The following is a 19,439-nucleotide window of genomic DNA, read 5'->3' on the forward strand; positions in this document are numbered from 1 at the left end:
TAAAAAAATAAAAAATTAAAGGATAAATAATTAAACAAAATTAATTATTTATGTGCATAATAAAAGATTAATTCATCATCTTTTATCTCATCAAGTCTTGCAAATCCGAATCTTTCAAATTGGACAATGTCGCCGACTTTCAAGTCATTGCAGTCGATTTCACAAAGACCTTCAGTAACAGATGCGTCATCCATTACAACCTTAGCCTTGATAGCATCAGTTGGAACCCATTGGATGATTCTTGCTTTTGCTTCTCTTGCATCTTCAAAGGATTTGCTGTGGAATGATGCATTTCCATCCTTGATTTCAACATTTACCGCATCCATTAAACGGCTGATCCCATCAGTCAAATCAGCTTCAGGGATATAGACTTCACTGTTGAATACAAGGGTTCTGTTTCCCCTTTCCTCAAAGTCAGGGTGCAATGGCCTTTCAATAGTTAATCCTAAATCCTCTTCAGGTACATCAGCAATATCTATTTTTACAGGATTTGGAACAAAGAAATACCTGTTTACCTTTTGCTCAATGATATTCCTGTTCAATCCATAGATCTTTTTCCAGCTGATTGCAGAGTCAGACATTTTGATACCTATTTCAACCATCAATTGAGTGATGGTTTCAGGTTGGATTCCTCTTCTTGCAATTGCTTTCAATGTTCCAAGTCTTGGATCATCCCAACCGCTGTAAGTGCCATCTTCAATTCCAGCCATAGCTTTAGAGGTACTTAGTGCAATGTCTTCCATTTTTAATCTTCCGTAATGGATAAACTCAGGAATTTCCCAACCCATATGTTGGTAAAGATACTTTTGCTTTTCACTGTTTGCAAGGTGGTCCTTACCTCTTAATACATGAGTCATTCCAAGCAAATGGTCATCTACAGACACTGAGAAGTTCATCATAGGATATACTCTGTATTTGGTGCCCATTCTTGGGTGTTCCTCTTCTACAATTCTCATTGCTACCCAATCACGAATAGCTGGATTCTTATGATTTATATCAGTTTTAACTCTAAGAACAGCCTCACCTGCTTCCATTTCAGGGAACTTTTTCCAAAGTTCCATATTCTCTTCCACAGTATTGTCTCTGCATGGGCAAGCTTGGCAATTGTCCTTAAGCTTTTTGAACTCTCCACCATCACAGGTACACATATATGCTGCACCACGCTTGATAAGCTCTTCAGCGTATTGGTAATAGATTTCAAAACGGTCACTTTGGTAGTAGACTTCATCAGGCTCGATACCTAACCATTTCAAATCCTCTTGAATCAATTCATAAGCAGGTTCGTAAATACGTTTTGGATCGGTATCCTCAATTCTCAATATGAACTTTCCGCCACATTTCTTTACATATTCCCCATTAGGAATAGCTGCCCTTGCATGTCCAATATGCAATGGACCACTTGGGTTTGGAGCAAAACGCATTACAACATCCTTGTTTTTACCTGGAAGCTTTGGAAGACCTTCCTCTTTCTTTTGCTTTTTCTCTTCAACAGCAACTCCCAACTCTTCCATTTTAGCTTTCTGTTCCTCTGGTGAAAGTGCATTCACTTGAGCCACAATCTTTCCAGATAAAGGTCCAATTTCCTTAGCCCTTGGCCTGAGTTCAGGTTCACTGCTCATAATGGAACCCATAACAGCTCCAGGATTCGCACTTCCCTTATGTTTAGCTGCATTCAATAATGCATGTTTAAATACAATTTCTTCTAATTCATCCATAAATATCACAAAATAAATAAATTTTAAAAAAAGTGTTTGAATTAAATAATGTTCAACTATAAATTAAATTAATAATTTTAATTAAAATTATGTTATAATTTATGAAACTAAACTTATATAAATATAATTAAAAATAGTCTTAAATCTAGATAAATAATTTAATGAAAATTGAAAAATAGGTATAAATCTAATATGAATGTAATAAAATTACAAACATATTAGATAGGCAAATCTAATAAATAGGTTTAGCAACGATATTTATCAGACAATATAATTTTTAAGCATTTTGATATTTAAATTATTTGATATAAATGCCCCTTTAGAGAAATAAGGAAAAATTATTTAGTTATACCTAAATATATCTGATTAAATCAATTTTCTAAATTGGATTCGATGTCTGTAGCTTCAAGCTTCATTATAACTGGCCTTAGTCCATCATTGCAGGATACAATAGCTACTCCTGGAGTTTTAATCCAGTCCTCATAATACCATATTTCACTTGCACCATGCGCTAATGCAAATACATATTGATAAATCGCCTTCCATGCTTCATCACAAAATCCTTCAGGTTTTGCATAATCAGCATAATAGACCTCGCCCTCTTTCATTAAGGGACAGATGGATAAGCCTTCAACACCATATTCCTTAGCAAGATCATCTTGAAAGGTAGTCTTTAAAATTGTAATCTTAACTTTCTTCATAATTATAAATTAGTTGTTTTTAGTAATTATAATTAATGAATGTATAGATAAGTTGCACTAAATAAATAAGATTTTTGATATGAATTAATATAAATGAAAAAGCAATTAATAATTTTATAAGTATTGATAATTAAATATGATTTAATCAATCATCTTTTTAATTAAAATGAAGGAAAAATTTTTTGAAAAATTTACTATATGAAACTATGTAAAAAATGGTGATTTTTCAATTTCGAAATTTCGAAATCGAAATAATGTTTTTACAAACAAAATTTCAAAAATTTTACAGTAGAAATACACCTCTCTCTAATATATGAAAATTTTTGTCAAATAATGAATTTTCTTTATAAAGAACTGTAAAAAAATAAACTAATTATAAATATTAGGCAATTAATAAAATTATATGATGAAGAGATAGATCAATTTTTTCAAGACAGACATTCAATGATAAAAATCAACAATATATAAAGGAAAACATGTTAAAAATTATCTATTGTATATCTTGAAAATGAAATGAAAATTCTCTATGAACAAGAAAATAATTTACAAATACTAAAATATAATAGGTGGAATTTAAAATGGATGGAAGATTAGATATAGATTCTTTTGAAAAGGCCATTAATGGTTTAAATAAAAATTTAAGTGATGTAGGATTGCTCTTTAGAGCAAATATGCCACTTCTTGCAACAGATGCTACCCAAGAAACTAAAGAGAATTGTGTGGATAAGATGTCTGAGAGAATTGCTGAATTGCTTGATTCATTTAGAGAAAGCTATTCCTACTACAATGACTTCTATGAAAAGATAAAAGAAAACATAAGAAATGACAATGTCGAAAATCCAGAGGAATATGACGTATTCTTCAATCATGCTAATGAGACATTTCCAAAATACATTGATGAGCTTGGACAAAGCATTGACAGCTTATGTGATATTCCTGTAAAGACTGAAAAGTTCGAATCAACAATGAGAGAGTTAGGCTCCATCATTGAAAACTTCCGTTTTGACTTTAAGAGAACATTAGCGGTCTCTGACGTTTATGAAGTTCAAAAGCAAATGAAAGCTGAAAACAAGGACTAAATAATCAATACTCATTTAAATGGAGTCTTTTGTGATAACATGACTTATCAAATCAATGATCCTGAAGAAATAGATTGGGCTTACTTCTGGGCAAAGAAGCTTGAAGCAAAAAAGGATAGAAGTAAAGATTGGAATAAGGCAGCACCGAATTTTGGAAAGTCTGCCAAAAGAGACGACTATCACACCAGATTGATTGAAAGGATTAATGTAAACAAAGAGCAAACTATTCTTGATTTAGGTTGCGGTGACGGAACTATAACAATTCCCCTTGCAAAAAGAGCAAAAAGTGTCACTGGAGTTGATTCTGCATATAAAATGCTTGAAATATTAAATGGAAAAGCTCAAAAAGAGAATATAGACAATATTAAAACAATTGAAGAGGATTTAAGTAAAATAACAATTGATAATGTGGGAAAACATGATATTGTTGTAGCTTCAAGATCATTGAATGGAATTCTAAATATAAAGGAAACCATTGCAAATATTAATGAAATCGCTGAAAATTATGTTTACATAACCCTTTTTGGACCAAACAACTGGAAAATTGAAAAGGAATTTTATGATACCATCAATAAGGAATATGTTGAGTTTCCATCTCATAGATACTTTTTCAACATACTTGTAGATATGGGAATTTATCCAAATGTAGAAAGCCTGAACATAGGCCATGAAAGGGAATATGAAAGCATTGAGGATGCAATGGATAATGGTAAATGGAGATTGGATTTCTTAAATGATGAGGAGAAGGAACAGTTACACACATACCTTGAAGACATTCTTGAAGAGAATGAAAATGGAAAGCTTTCAAATCCAAACGATAAGGCAGATTGGGTATTGTACTGGTGGAGGAAATAATCTTAATAAATTTATAATCTAGGTGTATCATGAGATTAGAAGATGAAATAAATCCTTTAGAACTCGATTGGGAATACATTTGGCAGAAATCCCTCAAAAAAGGATTTAAAAAAGAGAAAGATTGGGATAAGATAGCTAGCGAATATGGCAAATGGCTTAAAAATGATGATTATCCTGATGTTTTGCTCAATGAAATGAGAATATCTTCTAATGATACCGTTCTTGATATAGGTTGCGGTGAAGGTACAATTACCAGAAAAATAGCTAAAAAAGCAAAATCAGTTACTGGAATCGATAAATCAGAATTGATGCTTGAAGAACTAAACAAAAAGGCCAAAGATGAAAATATAAAGAATATCAAAACCTTTCAAAAGGACATTAATGATTTAAGTTATGATGAATTAGGCAATTATGATATTGTACTTGCTTCCAGATGCTTAAATGGAATAGCTAATATAAAAAATACATTATTAACTCTAAATGAAATTGCAAATAAATATGTTTATATAACCGTTTTTGGATCTTCAACCCACAAATACAAAAAGGAGAAAGCAGAAATAGTTGGAAAACCATTTAAAGCGGGAACAGACTATATGGTTTTAGTTATGCTTTTAAGAAGTCTTGGAATTGAAGCAAATGTTTTTCAATTGGAATGTAAAAACCTTAAAGAGTACCACAGCATAGATGAAGCAATAAACCGATCCATATGGCGACTTGGAGACTTGGAAGAAGAAAACAGAATTGCTTTAGAAAATTACTTTAAAGAAATATTCATTAAAAATGAGAGAGGAAACTGGGTTAATCCTAAAGACAAAACAGATTTAGTGTTAATTTGGTGGAAAAAAGAAGATAATTATAATAAGAAAAATAAAAAGTAATAAAATTAAAAAATAAGAAAAAATAAAATGAAAAAGTAATTTAAATATATTCTTCATCATGGAAGAAATCAAACACCTTTTCCATTTCTGCAGGGATATCGATTCCTTGCGGACATTGGATATTGCACTCACCACAGAAAGTACAACTATCTGCACGTTCATCCTTATTAACTAACCAGAAATAAGGGGCTGCTGTCTTATCAATATAATCTAGACTTTTTGCAATATTATACTGCTTGAAACAATGTGGAATGTCCACCCTATTATGGCAAGGCATACAATATCTGCAACCAGTACACGGGATCTCTTCCCTTGACTTATAGACTTGAGTAACATCCTTAAGGATTTGCCTGTCATGTTCGCTCATTGAATTTACATCACAGCTTTCTGCAATAGCAACATTCTGCTTTACTTGGTCCATATTGCTCATACCACTGAAAACGGAAGTTACAAGAGGCTTATCCCATAAATACTCAAATGCCCATTCAACAGGAGTCCTTTTCTTATCAGCGGTATCCCAAAGTGCTTGAACCTCATCAGGAATATTATTGATTAGGCTTCCTCCTCTAAGAGGTTCCATAATAACATTTCCAAGTCCTGCCATTCCGACAAACTCCAAACCGCCAAGACCGCTCTTATAATCCTCATCAAGATAGTTCACTTGAGTCAATATAACATCCCACTTGTCGTAGGAATCCATAATATTAAAGAAAACATCCAAATCATCGTGGAATGAGAAACCTACATATTTGGCTCTTCCATCTTCGAGGATTGAATCTAAGAATTCCAATACATCCATACCATATAACTTATTCCAGAAGTCAATCTTAAGGGAATGCAACATGTAAATGTCAATATAATCAGTCTGCAATCTTTCAAGTTGCAAATCAAGGAACTTATCCATATCTTCCCTTTTATTCACTAGCCATCCTGGCAATTTGGTTTGAATGACAACATCATCACGAATACCCCTTTCAGCAAGGTACTTGCCTAAAAATGGCTCAGCATTTCCTCCTAAGTTCCTGTTTTTACTATGAAAAGAATAAGCGGTATCAAAATAGTTCACTCCATGCTCAATTGCATAATCGAACATCTTTGCAGCTTCAACCTCATCAATTTCATAAAAATGCTCCTTATGAGGTAAACGCATACATCCAAAACCTAAATTAGATACTTCCAAATCAGTTTTTCCTAATTTTCTATAAAACATTATGTCACCAAAAACAACATTAATTATATAATATTATGTTTAATGAAATATATAAAAATAGCTAAAAAAGCATAAAAATATAAAAATAAGAAAAAATATTGAAAAAATAAAAAAAATAAAAAAAGAATAGAATAAATAAAAATTAGAAAAAAGAATCAAAGAATTTAGGACTAAAGAAATTGCTAATCCAAATAATTTTCCACATGATTAAAGAACAGATACAAGTTAGGCTCAACTTTCCTTAAGCGTGTCTTGTATTCCACCAATAAGTCAATCCTTTCATCATCACTTAAGTATTTTCCATCATAAATCAATGGAATATCAGCCAAATCTCCCATAAAAAGAAGCTTGACTTGATCTTTAGTCAAAATGGATGAGAACTTAAGGATATTATCGAAATTCTCTTCTGTGAAATCCAAGCCAACGGATTCCAAATATTCCCTGAATTTGCTAATTTCCTCAACATAAATGGGAACTAATTTAACTGCAATATTGTATTTCCATTCCTCATCCCAAGGATGCAATTCACTTAATTTTTCTATTAGAAAATTAGTGGAATCCTCTAAATTGTTCCCAAATTGATTGAAATCCATTCTATCCCTAAACTATCCTATTGACATGATAAGAATTATTATAAATAATATTATAAGCACACCACAACATACAGAACCAAGATCATTGGAACTTGAAGCGCTGCTAGCATTTGAAGTAGTTGTAGTTGTTGTAGTGGTAGTTGAATTATTAGTGGAAGATCCATTATCTCTTAAATTTGTGCTGAAATCTGGAGAAACCAATTTACTTCCGCAATTTCCACAGAATGTAGCAACATCCTTATTTTCATGACCGCAATTTGGACAAAACTTTGACATTTTTTACCCCCTCATAATAAAATTTTTAAAAAAATGAAATCAAAAAATAAAAATAAACTAAAAAATTAAAGAACTTGAAGAATTGAAACCAAAAATGCCATTTAAGCATTTTCAGTCATAATAGGAACCACTTGTTTCTTACGGGAGACAACTCCTTCCAATAAGACAGTGTTATCCTCTAATTTTACTCCATAAGCTTTTTCTACAAGTGCAGCATCCTTACCAAGTGCAATGACTTGAGAATTGCTGTTTACAATATCAGTGATTAAAAGCATGAATAAGTCTAAATCCTCTTCTTCAATGATTTTTTCCATTCCTGCTTCCAAATCAGCTTTCATTTCCATTACATCAGCAATATCTGCAGTGTTCACTTGATTTACAATGGATTTTACATCCTTAAAGTCAATTTGCTTTGCATCTAAGCTTAAGATTTCAGGAATAGAGAAACTGGATAAGTCAGTTCCTGCCTTTAACATTTCCAATCCATAAGTTTCATAATCAATTTCAGCGATTTGTGCAAGCTCTTTAACGGCTTCCTTATCATCTTCAGTGGTTGTTGGAGATTTTAAAAGCAATGTGTCAGAAATAATTGCAGAAAGCATCAAGGATGCAATGGTTTTATCTGGAGTTAATCCGTTTTCCTTATATAACTTCAATAAAACGGTTTCAGTACATCCTACAGGTTCTGTTCTGACAAATAAAGGATAAGAAGTTTCAAAAGCTATTTTGTGATGGTCAACGACCTTTAGGATTTTAGCGTTTTCAATATTGTCAATGGATTCGCTTGGACTGTTATGATCCACTAAAATAACTTCTGCATCATCATCAATTCTTTCAATTAATTCAGGAGCTTCAATATCGAAGTAATTCAATACATATTCAGTTTCCTTGTTAAGACTTCCTAATCTGCATGCAACAACATCATTACCTAATTTAGTTTCCAAATCAGCCATTACAAGGCTTGAGGTAATTGAATCAGTATCTGGACTTTTATGACCAAAAATATAAGTTTTACTCATTTTTTCACCTAATAATAAATTGGATAAATTTTATCAAAATAACAATTATAATTTTGACCTTTCACATTATTAAATATTTATGAAAATTTAAAAAAAGTTAATTAAAAAGATTAATGTTTAGAACTTAGATTAAAAAATCTAAGCTCTAAACCTGAATTATAAACTATACCAAAAAAAGAAAACTAGAAACTAATGTAAAGGGGGTGATATGTTAAAAGAATATTCTAAAAGTATAGTTAATAATTCTATGTATATAATTATATTTATTATCTATATAAATAGTTTGCTATTAATAATACAAAAAATGAGTTATAAACCTTAAAAATATCAATAGATTTTGAAGAGAGAAAAATATAATTAAAAAAAGTTAGAGATTAATTTATTTTATTTTAAAAAAATTTTGATTATTCTAAATAGGAATAAGACGAATGTAATGTTTTTATAAAGTATTATTTAGAATAATCAAAAGAATTTTCATCAAAGAGCTATTATGCAAAATAGATCCTTGATTGAATTCGTAGTTTTAAGTATTTTCCGTGAAGAAACTGTAATTTCCAATGAATTTATTTTAAAATGTATTAAAATTGTTTCACCAAAAAATACATGTTCCTTGAATATACTATTATTTGAATAAATATAAGCCAGTATGCCAAGAGCATTTGAAAATAAATAAATAAAAAAAAGTGATTAATGAAAAAATTAGAAAAAATTAGAAATTAGAATAAATTAGAATAAAGAAAATAAAAAAGAGAATAAAAAAAGAGAATAAAAAAAGAGAATAAAAAAGAACTACCTAAATAAGTCATTTTCAATATTTAGTTTTCTATAAGTATCTTCAATCTCTTTTGTAACCTTTTTAATCTCATCAGTCACATACTTATGTCTTGATACCAACTCATCAGAGTCAATCTCTTCTCCTTCATCTTCGTAAGTGTCAACATAACGAGGGATATTCAAATTGAAATCATTCCTTTTAATTTCATCTAAGCTTGCTCTGTGGGAATATCTTTCTATTTCTTCCCTATTCCTATAAGTCCTTGCGATTTTAGAAATATCCTCTTCCTGCAAATAGTTGATTAATTTGGTTCTATCGAATCCTTTTGAAGCATCAATGAAGAGAACATCATCATAGTAATCTCTGTTTTTCTTAAAGATCATCATACAAGCAGGATTATTGGTGCTGTAGAACATATTTGCAGGAAGTCCAATGACTGCATCAAGATAATTGAATCTTTCAACAATCATCCTTCTGATTTTTCCTTCAGAAGCAGCTCTGAACAGTACTCCATGAGGGGCGACAACAATCATTATTCCATCCTCATTCAACTGATAAAGCATATGCTGAATAAATGCATAATCCGCTTTTGAATGTGGGGGAAGAATATTATATTGCATAAACCTTACATCATCAAGAAAACTCCTGTCCGCAGTCCATCTGGAATTGAATGGAATCTGAGAAACTACAGCATCAAAAGTATAATCCAAATGCTGAGGCTGTTCCAATGTATCCCCTTGCTTAATGTCAAAGTCCTTATAATGGATATTATGCAGAATCATGTTTTCTCTTGCAATATTATAGAATGAGGCATTAAGTTCCTGACCACAGATAAAATCACAAGGCAATTCCTTATTAATCTCTAAAAGCAAGGAAGCTGAACCGCAACATGGATCATAAACGGATTCAAGCTTTGATTTCTGGGAAGATATAATCTTAGCGATTAAAGTGGAAACCTCATTAGGAGTATAGTAATCTGAGGAATTTGATGAATTCAAGGAAAATTCGCTTAATAGATATTCGAAACTGTTTCCAATTAGATCATCAATATATTTTTCATAAATTTCATCTTTCTGATGAATATCCCTGTTTAAGCTGTATTCATCAAATTCATAATCCAATCTATCTGCTTCTAAAGCATAATTAGACTTCATTAGATTGTATTCCATTTTTTCATCAACTAATGAATTCAAATCCTTGAAATCCGCTTTAATATTATTCTTTCTTCCGGAACGCAAGCGTCTTTCATTTTTACGTGAATATGAATAATCCTTATTGAATTTTCTATTTTCAAGAATGGATTTGCTTAAAAGAGTGTTATTCCTGCTTTCCTTATCCAAATCAAAATTCACTGGCCCTAATGCATCTAAAATATTGAATACAACACGGTTCTTATCCTCTATTGTCTTTCCCAATTGAGATGCATATAAGTCCACCCCTTCAAAAAGGTTCTGGAAATCCTCTTGGCTTTCTCTTCCCACAGAAGAATCGCTGATTTCATTGAATGCCTTATCCAATTCTTCAATAATGATATTCCCATAATTCTTTGAAGAGACAATGTTTTTATATAAAAGGTCAGGGCTTAAAAAGTATCCTATATCTTCAATTGACTTTTCTCTTAAGGATTTTTTAAAAGCTTTAAGATTATATGCTTCTTCAAACTTAAGGTTCTCAGCTTTCAATTCGTTATTGATGTAAGTCTCCAGTTTTTCAGATAGATACTTATAGGAAATAAAGCCTAGGAAATACTTTTGAAACTCATCATCAGTTAAAAAACCAATCCTATTTCCTCTTTTCAAATCTTCATAAATGGACCATAATTGACGCCCTAAAAAGTTCTCCATATCATAACCCCTAAATTAAAATAATAAAAATAATTATAATCAAGACCAGTGATTAGTTTTCATCTAATCTCTCTAATAAATTCTTCATGATCAATTTCTCATTCTGTCTTTCCAATTCAATCAATTCTTGGTTTAGATTGATTCTTTTGTCCATCAATTTAAATAATCTTCCGTATTCCACTTGAGTTTCATAATCAGGAATAGGCAAGTTAATTTCTTTTAGGTGAGTGGTTTTAATGATTTTTAAGGTAGTTCCCTCTACAATCTTATGCAATTCCCTTGGGAAGATATCACTTTTAAGAAGATGATAGATGAAGTCAACATCAAACCCTTCCTTAACCCTTACAACAGCATAATACATAGGGATGATTATTCCTTCCTCTTCAAGCTTGCTTACAGTGGATCCTGCAAGCAAAATGACAATGTCATCTTTCCTTGAATAAAACTTAGGGTTTATGTCCTCAGAAACCTCTACATCCTCAGTTTCAATCCTTGAACTGTCTTCATATGTTTTCTTAAGTACTTTCTGCTCTACTGTGATACCTTTTTGATAACGTTTGACCCTAATTCCAGTGAAAATGTCTGCAATTTCATCAAACTTATAATTTTTAATCATATACTCACCTAATTTTGATTAAAATAACCAAAAAATAATATTTATATATTATTTTGTAATTACTTGTTCTTAAAGTTAAGGGCAAAAATGATAAAAAAGAGATTGAGAAAATGGAAAATGTGGAAAATGATAGAGTAATAAAATGGAAAAGAAAATGGGAAAAAAGATAACACCCCCATTACCTTTTTTCCAAAAGAATAAGAATCACCACCAATTCTTATCCTAACTTAAAGAATATAATTCACCCCCAAATTATATTCCAGTACATTCAAAGGAGATCAAATATGAACAAAATATCACAAGCAAGTGATTGAATAAGAATCACCCCAATTCCTATTCAATAATAAGGAATACAATTCACCCCCGGACCATATTCCTTAGCTTATGAATAATGCATAAGATTGATTTCTACCTACTTTTTAATTAACCATTTTTTTAATAATTTATGTGCGATATTAATTGGATTAGATCTTATTTTAATCAACCATTAAAATTTAGTGCATATATGAATGAGATAGCAAAAGGTGTTAAAGTTAAACAAACAAGAGAGAGGTCGAACTACACTAATTCACTAATGAAACATCTTTAGTTTCTAAATTTTAATGAAACTTTTAATGATTGAAAAAAATAAGCAGACTTAAATTTACTTAAGTTTTTTCTAATCACAATAAGTATTATACACATACTAGTATATAAATGTTTCGTTCTTAAATTTAATGACACTACTCTAAAATCATATGACATATAAATATTTGATGAAAAAATAGAATAAAAAGTTTAAAAAACCAGTGAATAGCTGTAAAAATAAAAAATAGAGCAAATAAACTAAATAAAGCAAAAAGAAAAAGAAAAAGAAAAAAAGATAATAATTAAATAATTAAATAATCAAATTAATTAAAATCCTTATTAAATGCTTCTGTATCTTCCACACCATTTGTATAATGCTTATTGTTCACTTTATCAATGACTTCATTATCACCATGAAGACGATCAATATGATAAAGACCTTTAGAATCAGTGTATTCCCTTATGTAATCTGAATCCTGACCAGACCAGTAATAACCGGCAGGCACATTACTTGATGAGCTTGATTGGTTTGAAGCTGAACTTGTACTGTCAATTCCAGTATTGACTACACTTTGATTAGCTGTAGCGTTTGCAGAAGTTTGATTCTCACCAGTCAAGGTTTCTGTAGTGTTTGTTTCTTCATTGAAATATTGGTAACTAACAGAACCGATCATATGCTCTAGCATTTCAGGGTCTTTACAGATTATCAGGATATTGTCATGAGTGACATGATTTCCAATGAAAGCCATATAAGTTCCATTTTCCTCATTATGCCAAATGGTTTGATTTCCTAATGTTTCCTGAACGGAATTTGATATGAAATCATTACGGATATACTCCAATTCAACTGCCGCAACCTGATTTCCTTGTGCACTATTGAAATACATCACAGTCAAATCATGCCGAGTGTCGTTGATTAAGTAAATCCCATTTTTGATAACTGCAGTTGTAGATTGATCACTTATTGGCATGTCAATGCTGGAAGAGTCTGTAAGGCTAACCCTATTGTATTTGATGGTTTCATCATAATTCAATAAAAAGAAAGAGCTGGTTAAAACCACAGCAATTACTAACAATACCAATAATAAACGTCTTAAATCCACATAAACCTCCCCATAAACTAATTTTTTTAAAACTAGTAATAAAATAGCTTGTTATAATTATTAATTTAAATTAAATTATTTATAAACTTAACTTAAAAAATAGTCAAAAAAGAGCAAATAATAGGATAAAAAAAGGTAAAAATAGATAAAATTATTAAAATAATAGAATAAGAAATTTAAAAAAATAGTATAAAGTGAAAATAATTAAAAAAAGAAAATGAAAAAAAGAAAAATAAGAAAATAAGAAAATAAGAAAATAAGAAAATACTAAAATTAAGAAGACCTGTCTATAACAAAATCTGCTAAAGCGATAAGCATTGCTTTAGCTTCAGAATCAGGCAATATTTCGAGTACTTTCTTAGCCCCATCAACGTTTTCTAAAGCGAGATTGTGAGCATATTCAATGGAGCCATATTTATTGAATAAATCAATAGCCTCTTGTACATTCTCTTGTGAAGAATTTTCTTCTTTTAAGATTTCAAGTAATCTTTCATGATCTTCGCCTTCAGATTCAGCTAATGCCTTAACAACCATAAGAGTCATTTTACCTTTAGCGATATCACTTCCAACAGGTTTTCCAAGGTCTTTCTCATCACTGATTACATCCAAGTAATCGTCTTGGATTTGGAAAGCGGTACCTATCATACGACCATATTCATATAATGCGTTGACAGTTTCGTCATCTGCTCCACCCATAATTGCTCCTGCTTTGGTAGCTGCAGCAATCAATGCACCTGTTTTCTTAAAGATCATTTCAGAATATTCAGCTTCCTTCACATCAAAGTTTCCTTCAAAGCTCATATCAGAAGCTTGACCTTCACAGATTTTTACGCAAGCATCTGCAACAGTAGCTAATGCATTTGCAACATTTGCAGGGTTTGCATTTTCCTCTTTTGAATCGATTACCATTTCAAATGCTTTTGAGAATAAGGTATCTCCAGCTAAAATAGCTACAGGCTCATCCCATACCTTATGTACAGAAGGCATTCCTCTTCTCATGTCATCATCATCCATGATATCGTCATGGATAAGTGAAAAAGTATGAATAAGCTCTAAAGCAGCCGCAGTTTTCAATGCATCTTCCTTTTTCCCTCCAACTGCTTCCGCAGAGATTAAAGTAAGAGCTGGCCTAAGCATTTTACCGCCAGCTTTAGTTAAGTAAAGACAAGCATCCTGTAAATCCTGTGGTTCAATAACACTAAGATTCTCTTCAATGGTTTTTACAACATCTTTGGAATATTGTTTTAAGACATCAGTAACATCAGACATAATTCTCCCTCTAGACTAATATTTATTGAAACTTCATTAAATACTTAATTAAAATAAATTTGTAATAATGATTTTTAAAAGAAATAAGCTCAAATAAGTTAATTAGATTAACTAGTTGCCATTAAAGACTTGAGCTTGTGCATTTCTTAAAATATGAATATTGTTTCCTATTCTGTATCCCTCTTCCTCTGCAAGCTCTCCATAAGCAACTAACATATTAAGCTCACCGTGAGCAGGAATGATGTGTTTTGGCTTAAGCATTCTCAAGAAATCCCTGTGGTCTTCACGACCAGCGTGTCCTGAAACGTGAGCGTTTGCATAGATTCTTGCACCGTTTGCCTTTAGTTTGGATTCAAGAATATGCCTGTTTGCAGCATTGGTTGGATTTGGAATGATAGGTGCTGAAAATATGACATTGTCTCCTTTCTTTACATTGAATGGAGTTCTTCCACTTGCTATTCTTGGAAGCAATGCATCTGGTTCACCTTGGTGACCAGTGGTTACAAGCAGGAACTTGTCCCTATCATCTTCAGCTTTCATAAGAGCCTTATTGACTGCTTTAGGAGATCCATAAACATAAGCGTTTGCAGGCAATTTCAAGATTCCCAAGTTCTGAGCTATTCCACAGAACCTTTCCATGGAACGTCCTAAGAATAGAATTTCCCTATCGCTGTCCTTTGCAATGTCTGCAATGGTTTGAATCCTTTCAATATGAGATGAAAAGGTAGTTACAATCATACCTTCTTTTGCCTTTAAAGGTTCTCTCATCAAGTCTTCAAGGATTATTCTTGCAACCTTTTCGGAATATGTTCTGGTTTCAGTGTAGTTGATTGCATTGGTAGTCTCTACAATGAGAGCCAATACTCCTTTTCTACCTAATTCCCTAAGCCTATTGTAATCAGGCGGTGGTGAAACCTTTTGGTGATTGTCAAACTTAAAGTCCAATGCATAAACGATAATTCCTTCATTGGTGTGCAATACAGGGAACACAGCTTGAGGAATACTGTGAGTGGACTGTACAAACTCCAATGTAATGTCCTTGGATAACTTGATCTTGCTTCCAGGATTTAATGGTCTGATTGGATTGTTTACCTTGAATTTACGTTCTCCTTTAATTTGCTTTTCAATTAATGCAGTGGTATAAGGGGTTCCAATGATTGGTGCATCGTATCTGTGAGCCAATTTGGCAACAGCACCAATGTGGTCTAAGTGACCGTGTGAGAATACTATTCCCTTAACTTTACCGTCTACATCCTTCATGATTGTATCGTCTGGAATTACTCCTCTTTCGATTAAATCCAAACTATGCATTCTATCAATATCTGTATCTTCGTGAATGCTGATTCTGTCTAAGTGGATACCCATATCAAAGATGATTACATCTTCACCGACTTTTACTGCAGTCATGTTCTTTCCTACTTCTTCATATCCACCTATTGCAATAACTTCTACAGTCATTTTATTGCCTCCTTTTTGTTTTTTCGTATCCGTAAAATAATGAGTATAAAATTTTATTTCAAATAATAAGTCACAATGCATTCTAAATATATGAAAATAAGAGTGAAAACTCTTAAATTAAAAAATAGAATTATCTAAGATAATCTTTGAATAGATAATTATCTTCTAGCATAAGCTTTTGTATCGAATCCTCTTGCTTCAAGCCAGTTTTTAGTTTCTCCCTTGATTATGAGATTTGAATTCTTAAGCTCTTCGATATTTGAAGCTCCAACTAAAAACATAGCTATTCTTAATGATTCGTTGAACCTTTCAATCATTTCCACTAAAGCTTTCTGTCCTTCATAAGCTCCTTTAAGTGCAGGTAATGCCATTCCAACAGCATCTGCTCCTAATGCAATAGCTTTTGCAGCATCAAGACCTGAACGAATTCCTCCAGAAGATATAACTGGAATGCCTACGGAATTTACCACTTCTGCAGTGCTTACAGCAGTAGGGATTCCCCAATCCCAGAACAATTCTCCCATATAACGGTCATCAGCACGGTAGGTTTCTACAGCAGCCCAGCTTGTTCCTCCAGCACCTTCAACATCAATGAAACTGACTCCTGCCTTTTCAAGTGCAATTGCATCTTCTGCACTGATACCAGTTCCTGTTTCCTTTGCCATAACGGGAACATCTACGCTTTTGCAGATTTCAGCTATTGAATCAAGATATCCTCTACCGTCAACATCTCCTTCAGGCTGGATTGCTTCTTGGAGTGGATTCAAATGAATTGCCAATATATCGCTGTCCAATATTTCAACAGCATCCTGAGCCAAATCAGATTGAGGCGCTCCAATATTACCTAAAACAAGTGCAGATGGAGCATATTCCCTTACAACATCATAAGTGTGTCTTAATTCTGGATTTACAATAGCTGCCCTTTGGCTTCCTACACCTAAACCAATTTGCTTGTCTTCTGCAACAATAGCCAATTCCTTATTGATATCCTTTGCAGCAGCATGCCCTCCAGTGATTGCTGTAATGAATAATGGAGATTCCAATTTCTTTCCGAAAACCTCTGTTGAAATATCAATTTCCTCTTTATGAACTTCAGGCAATGCCCTATGGATCAATTCTATATCCTCAAAGCCTGTAGTTTTGTCTTTATAATTAACATCATAATTCTTACAAATCATGAGATGTTCTAATTTTCTATCTGAAATCATTGTTTCCTCTTTTATAATTGATAAGTAATAAGAATAATAAGTTTAAAATTAATATGAAGAAATATCAAATCATTAGAACCTAAAAAAAGTAAGTAAAAACATATAATTCCAATATATAAAATTCAATTTTATATAAACTATCTTTTAAAATAGCAAATTATTATAAACTTTATAAAAAAGTCCATATCAAATCTAATTCATTCCCTTATCTATTTTAAGCGAATTAGATGAAAGCATATCAAATGCTTTTACGTGTTTATTAGGTCCCGAATGAATTTAAAAATATTAAAAGCATCACATTAACATTAAAACATTAATTTTAATTTTTTAAATTCAAAAATATATGAAATCCATATATTTAACTATTTATAATTTTTTATTTTCATTATATTTAAATATTGGGTAAAAATAGAGCGAATTTGATAAAAAAATTGTTTAAAAAAAGCTTAAATAATACTAAAAAAGAATAAATGATAGAAAAAAGAATAATAAAGAATTAAAATTATTTTCTGCAAATTTTAGTTCCATTCACTTCCATACCTTGCAATGCCTTTGCAATGGCTCCTTCCTCATTTGCATTGATGATTTCAGAACTTATTCCATAATCTGCAAGGTCTAAAAGTTCTTTTACCTTTCCAACCATACCACCAGTCACATCAACATTGGTAGTGGATTCCAAGAACTTGATGTCTTCAATGGAGTTCACTTCATCAATATGGACGGCATCATCATGTGTTTTAGGGTTTTTGGTATAGACTCCAGCCACATCTGTTCCAAGTACAATCCTATCAGATTTTAGGAACTTAGCAATGTATTGGAGGACTTGATCTCCAGAGATGACTGCTATCTTCACTTCATCATCAATAACCACATCTCCAAAGAGAACAGGAACAAATCCTTCCCTAAGATATGTCTTTATTAAGTTCAAGTCAAAGTCATAGATTCTCTTGTTGTGTGAAGTTATAAAGGAAGATGGAGGTATTGCAATAACTGGAATGCCATGTTCAATCAAGGACTCACAGATGATTGAATTCAATTTCTTGACCTCATTTTGAACTTCTGCAAAGCCTATTCTCTTTTCGAGGTAATCCTTCATTTCAAAAGGCTGTCCAATCTGATACTTTTTAGCAGGAGGATGGCCGAATGATCCTGCACCATGAACGATTACAAGACCGTCTATCAAGTCATTGCTGATTTCCTCAGCATACAAAGACTGTCTGATTTCCTCTGCAATACGATTCAAGTTATCATAATCGACTTTAGGTTCCGCTGAATCCTTTTCAGTTAATATGCTTCCGCCAATCTTTAAAATAATCATAAAATCACACTATAATTAAAAATAATTTTTAAAATAATATTTAAAATAATATTTAAAAAAATATTATAAATAATATTTAAAGAAATATTATAAATAATATTTAAAATAAATTTAGAAAAATGAAAAATAATTATAAACAGTTTTCATTGCAATCACAAAATCTAAGGTAAAGGAGGAGCCCTCCTATTTACTAAAACACCATCCTTTGAGAACTTGACTTTAATTGTTTTATCTTCAACATTGATTGCTTCTGCAACTTCATCTATTGTCTCTTCACTGCATAGGGAAATTATACTTCCTCCACCACCAGAACCTGTGATTTTGGATGCTAGTGCCCCATTGTCACGTGCAGTGTAAATCATTCTGGACAATTCATAGGTGTTTACGCCTAAAGAGTCAAGTAAACCCTGATTCAAGTTCATAAGTTCAGCTATTCTTTCGACATCATTCTTTATGATTGCAACTCTTGCCTCATTAGCAATCTTGCCCATTGTAGAGATTATTGGATTGACCAATTCAGGATAGGTTTCCTTTAATGTCTTTACGTTCTTAACCATTTTAGCAGTGTTTCCATACTTATTTGTGAATCCCACAACAAAGGGAGCATCCAAATGACTGTCAAAACGGACTATCCTCTTTTCACGGGATAAGTAGATTAATCCCCCATAGGTACTTATCAATGTATCCAATGGACTTGCTATTCCTTGAACATCTTCTTCAACTCCATGAGCTTCATGTGCAAGTGTTTCCTTATTGAATTCAACTCCATGGAAATGATGCAATGCAGCTATTGTTGCTACAGTTACAGCAGCAGAAGAACCTAAACCTGAACCGATAGGCAAGTTAAGGGACAAGCTCATGTCAATGTTACTGTGATCATGGAACTTTCCCATAGCATTTAAGATATAGCGAATAATGCCAGGCTTTCCTCTAACTAATGTATAAGTTCCTCTAC

17 protein-coding genes are annotated in these 19,439 nt (G+C 32.0%); 3 read left to right on the forward strand and 14 right to left on the reverse strand.

Annotated elements, in window-relative coordinates; genetic code table 11:
* Window positions 1–44: 44 nt before the first annotated feature.
* The gene (locus tag Q0409_RS03090) at window positions 45–1,715 is read right to left on the reverse strand and encodes a glutamate--tRNA ligase (RefSeq protein ID WP_298534955.1); all 1,671 of its coding nucleotides are present in this window, start codon (window positions 1,713–1,715) and stop codon (window positions 45–47) included.
* A 371-nt stretch (window positions 1,716–2,086) separates the two neighbouring features.
* The gene (locus Q0409_RS03095; RefSeq protein WP_298534957.1) at window positions 2,087–2,416 is read right to left on the reverse strand and encodes a TIGR04076 family protein; all 330 of its coding nucleotides are present in this window, start codon (window positions 2,414–2,416) and stop codon (window positions 2,087–2,089) included.
* 578 nt (window positions 2,417–2,994) lie between these two features.
* Here Q0409_RS03095 and Q0409_RS03100 point away from each other — a divergent pair.
* From Q0409_RS03100 to Q0409_RS03110, 3 genes are read left to right on the forward strand one after another with little or no spacing between them, the layout of a single operon-like run.
* Window positions 2,995–3,495, forward strand: a complete 501-nt coding sequence (locus tag Q0409_RS03100) for a hypothetical protein (RefSeq protein WP_298534959.1) — start codon at window positions 2,995–2,997, stop codon at window positions 3,493–3,495.
* Between the two features lie 39 nt (window positions 3,496–3,534).
* On the forward strand, window positions 3,535–4,350 hold the full coding sequence (locus tag Q0409_RS03105; RefSeq protein ID WP_298534960.1) for a class I SAM-dependent methyltransferase: 816 nt from the start codon (window positions 3,535–3,537) through the stop codon (window positions 4,348–4,350).
* Window positions 4,351–4,379: 29 nt separating this feature from the next.
* Entirely contained in the window at window positions 4,380–5,228 is an 849-nt protein-coding gene (locus Q0409_RS03110; RefSeq protein WP_298534963.1) for a class I SAM-dependent methyltransferase, read from the forward strand.
* 40 nt (window positions 5,229–5,268) lie between these two features.
* On the opposite strand, the gene Q0409_RS03115 is transcribed toward Q0409_RS03110, so the two are convergent.
* From Q0409_RS03115 to mvk, 12 genes are all read right to left on the reverse strand, one after another.
* On the reverse strand, window positions 5,269–6,438 hold the full coding sequence (locus Q0409_RS03115; protein WP_298534965.1) for an aldo/keto reductase: 1,170 nt from the start codon (window positions 6,436–6,438) through the stop codon (window positions 5,269–5,271).
* Window positions 6,439–6,620: 182 nt separating this feature from the next.
* On the reverse strand, window positions 6,621–7,031 hold the full coding sequence (locus Q0409_RS03120) for a hypothetical protein (protein WP_298534967.1): 411 nt from the start codon (window positions 7,029–7,031) through the stop codon (window positions 6,621–6,623).
* Window positions 7,032–7,043: 12 nt separating this feature from the next.
* A complete protein-coding gene (locus tag Q0409_RS03125) occupies window positions 7,044–7,307 on the reverse strand; it encodes a zinc ribbon domain-containing protein (protein WP_298534969.1) in 264 nt (87 codons plus the stop codon).
* Window positions 7,308–7,408: 101 nt separating this feature from the next.
* A complete protein-coding gene (locus tag Q0409_RS03130) occupies window positions 7,409–8,326 on the reverse strand; it encodes a manganese-dependent inorganic pyrophosphatase (protein ID WP_298534971.1) in 918 nt (305 codons plus the stop codon).
* A 789-nt stretch (window positions 8,327–9,115) separates the two neighbouring features.
* On the reverse strand, window positions 9,116–10,945 hold the full coding sequence (locus Q0409_RS03135; protein ID WP_298534973.1) for a type I restriction-modification system subunit M: 1,830 nt from the start codon (window positions 10,943–10,945) through the stop codon (window positions 9,116–9,118).
* A 52-nt stretch (window positions 10,946–10,997) separates the two neighbouring features.
* On the reverse strand, window positions 10,998–11,561 hold the full coding sequence (locus Q0409_RS03140; protein WP_298534975.1) for a restriction endonuclease subunit S: 564 nt from the start codon (window positions 11,559–11,561) through the stop codon (window positions 10,998–11,000).
* 890 nt (window positions 11,562–12,451) lie between these two features.
* Window positions 12,452–13,231, reverse strand: coding sequence for a hypothetical protein (locus tag Q0409_RS03145; RefSeq protein ID WP_298534977.1), 780 nt, complete (start codon window positions 13,229–13,231; stop codon window positions 12,452–12,454).
* 273 nt (window positions 13,232–13,504) lie between these two features.
* Window positions 13,505–14,500, reverse strand: a complete 996-nt coding sequence (idsA, locus tag Q0409_RS03150) for a short chain isoprenyl diphosphate synthase IdsA (protein ID WP_298534979.1) — start codon at window positions 14,498–14,500, stop codon at window positions 13,505–13,507.
* A 111-nt stretch (window positions 14,501–14,611) separates the two neighbouring features.
* Complete coding sequence (locus tag Q0409_RS03155; protein WP_298534982.1) at window positions 14,612–15,958, reverse strand: RNase J family beta-CASP ribonuclease; 1,347 nt, start codon at window positions 15,956–15,958, stop codon at window positions 14,612–14,614.
* 158 nt (window positions 15,959–16,116) lie between these two features.
* Window positions 16,117–17,166 carry a type 2 isopentenyl-diphosphate Delta-isomerase gene (fni, locus tag Q0409_RS03160; protein ID WP_298534984.1) on the reverse strand — a complete coding sequence of 350 codons (1,050 nt, stop codon included), beginning with the start codon at window positions 17,164–17,166 and terminating at the stop codon, window positions 16,117–16,119.
* A gap of 502 nt (window positions 17,167–17,668) precedes the next feature.
* Window positions 17,669–18,484: an isopentenyl phosphate kinase gene (locus tag Q0409_RS03165; protein WP_298534986.1), complete on the reverse strand. Its 816-nt coding sequence runs from the start codon at window positions 18,482–18,484 to the stop codon at window positions 17,669–17,671.
* 161 nt (window positions 18,485–18,645) lie between these two features.
* A partial coding sequence (mvk, locus tag Q0409_RS03170) for a mevalonate kinase (RefSeq protein WP_298534988.1) occupies window positions 18,646–19,439 on the reverse strand: 794 nt, incomplete at its 5' end.

The organism is uncultured Methanobrevibacter sp., assembly GCF_937898925.1.
GTDB lineage: Archaea > Methanobacteriota > Methanobacteria > Methanobacteriales > Methanobacteriaceae > Methanobrevibacter.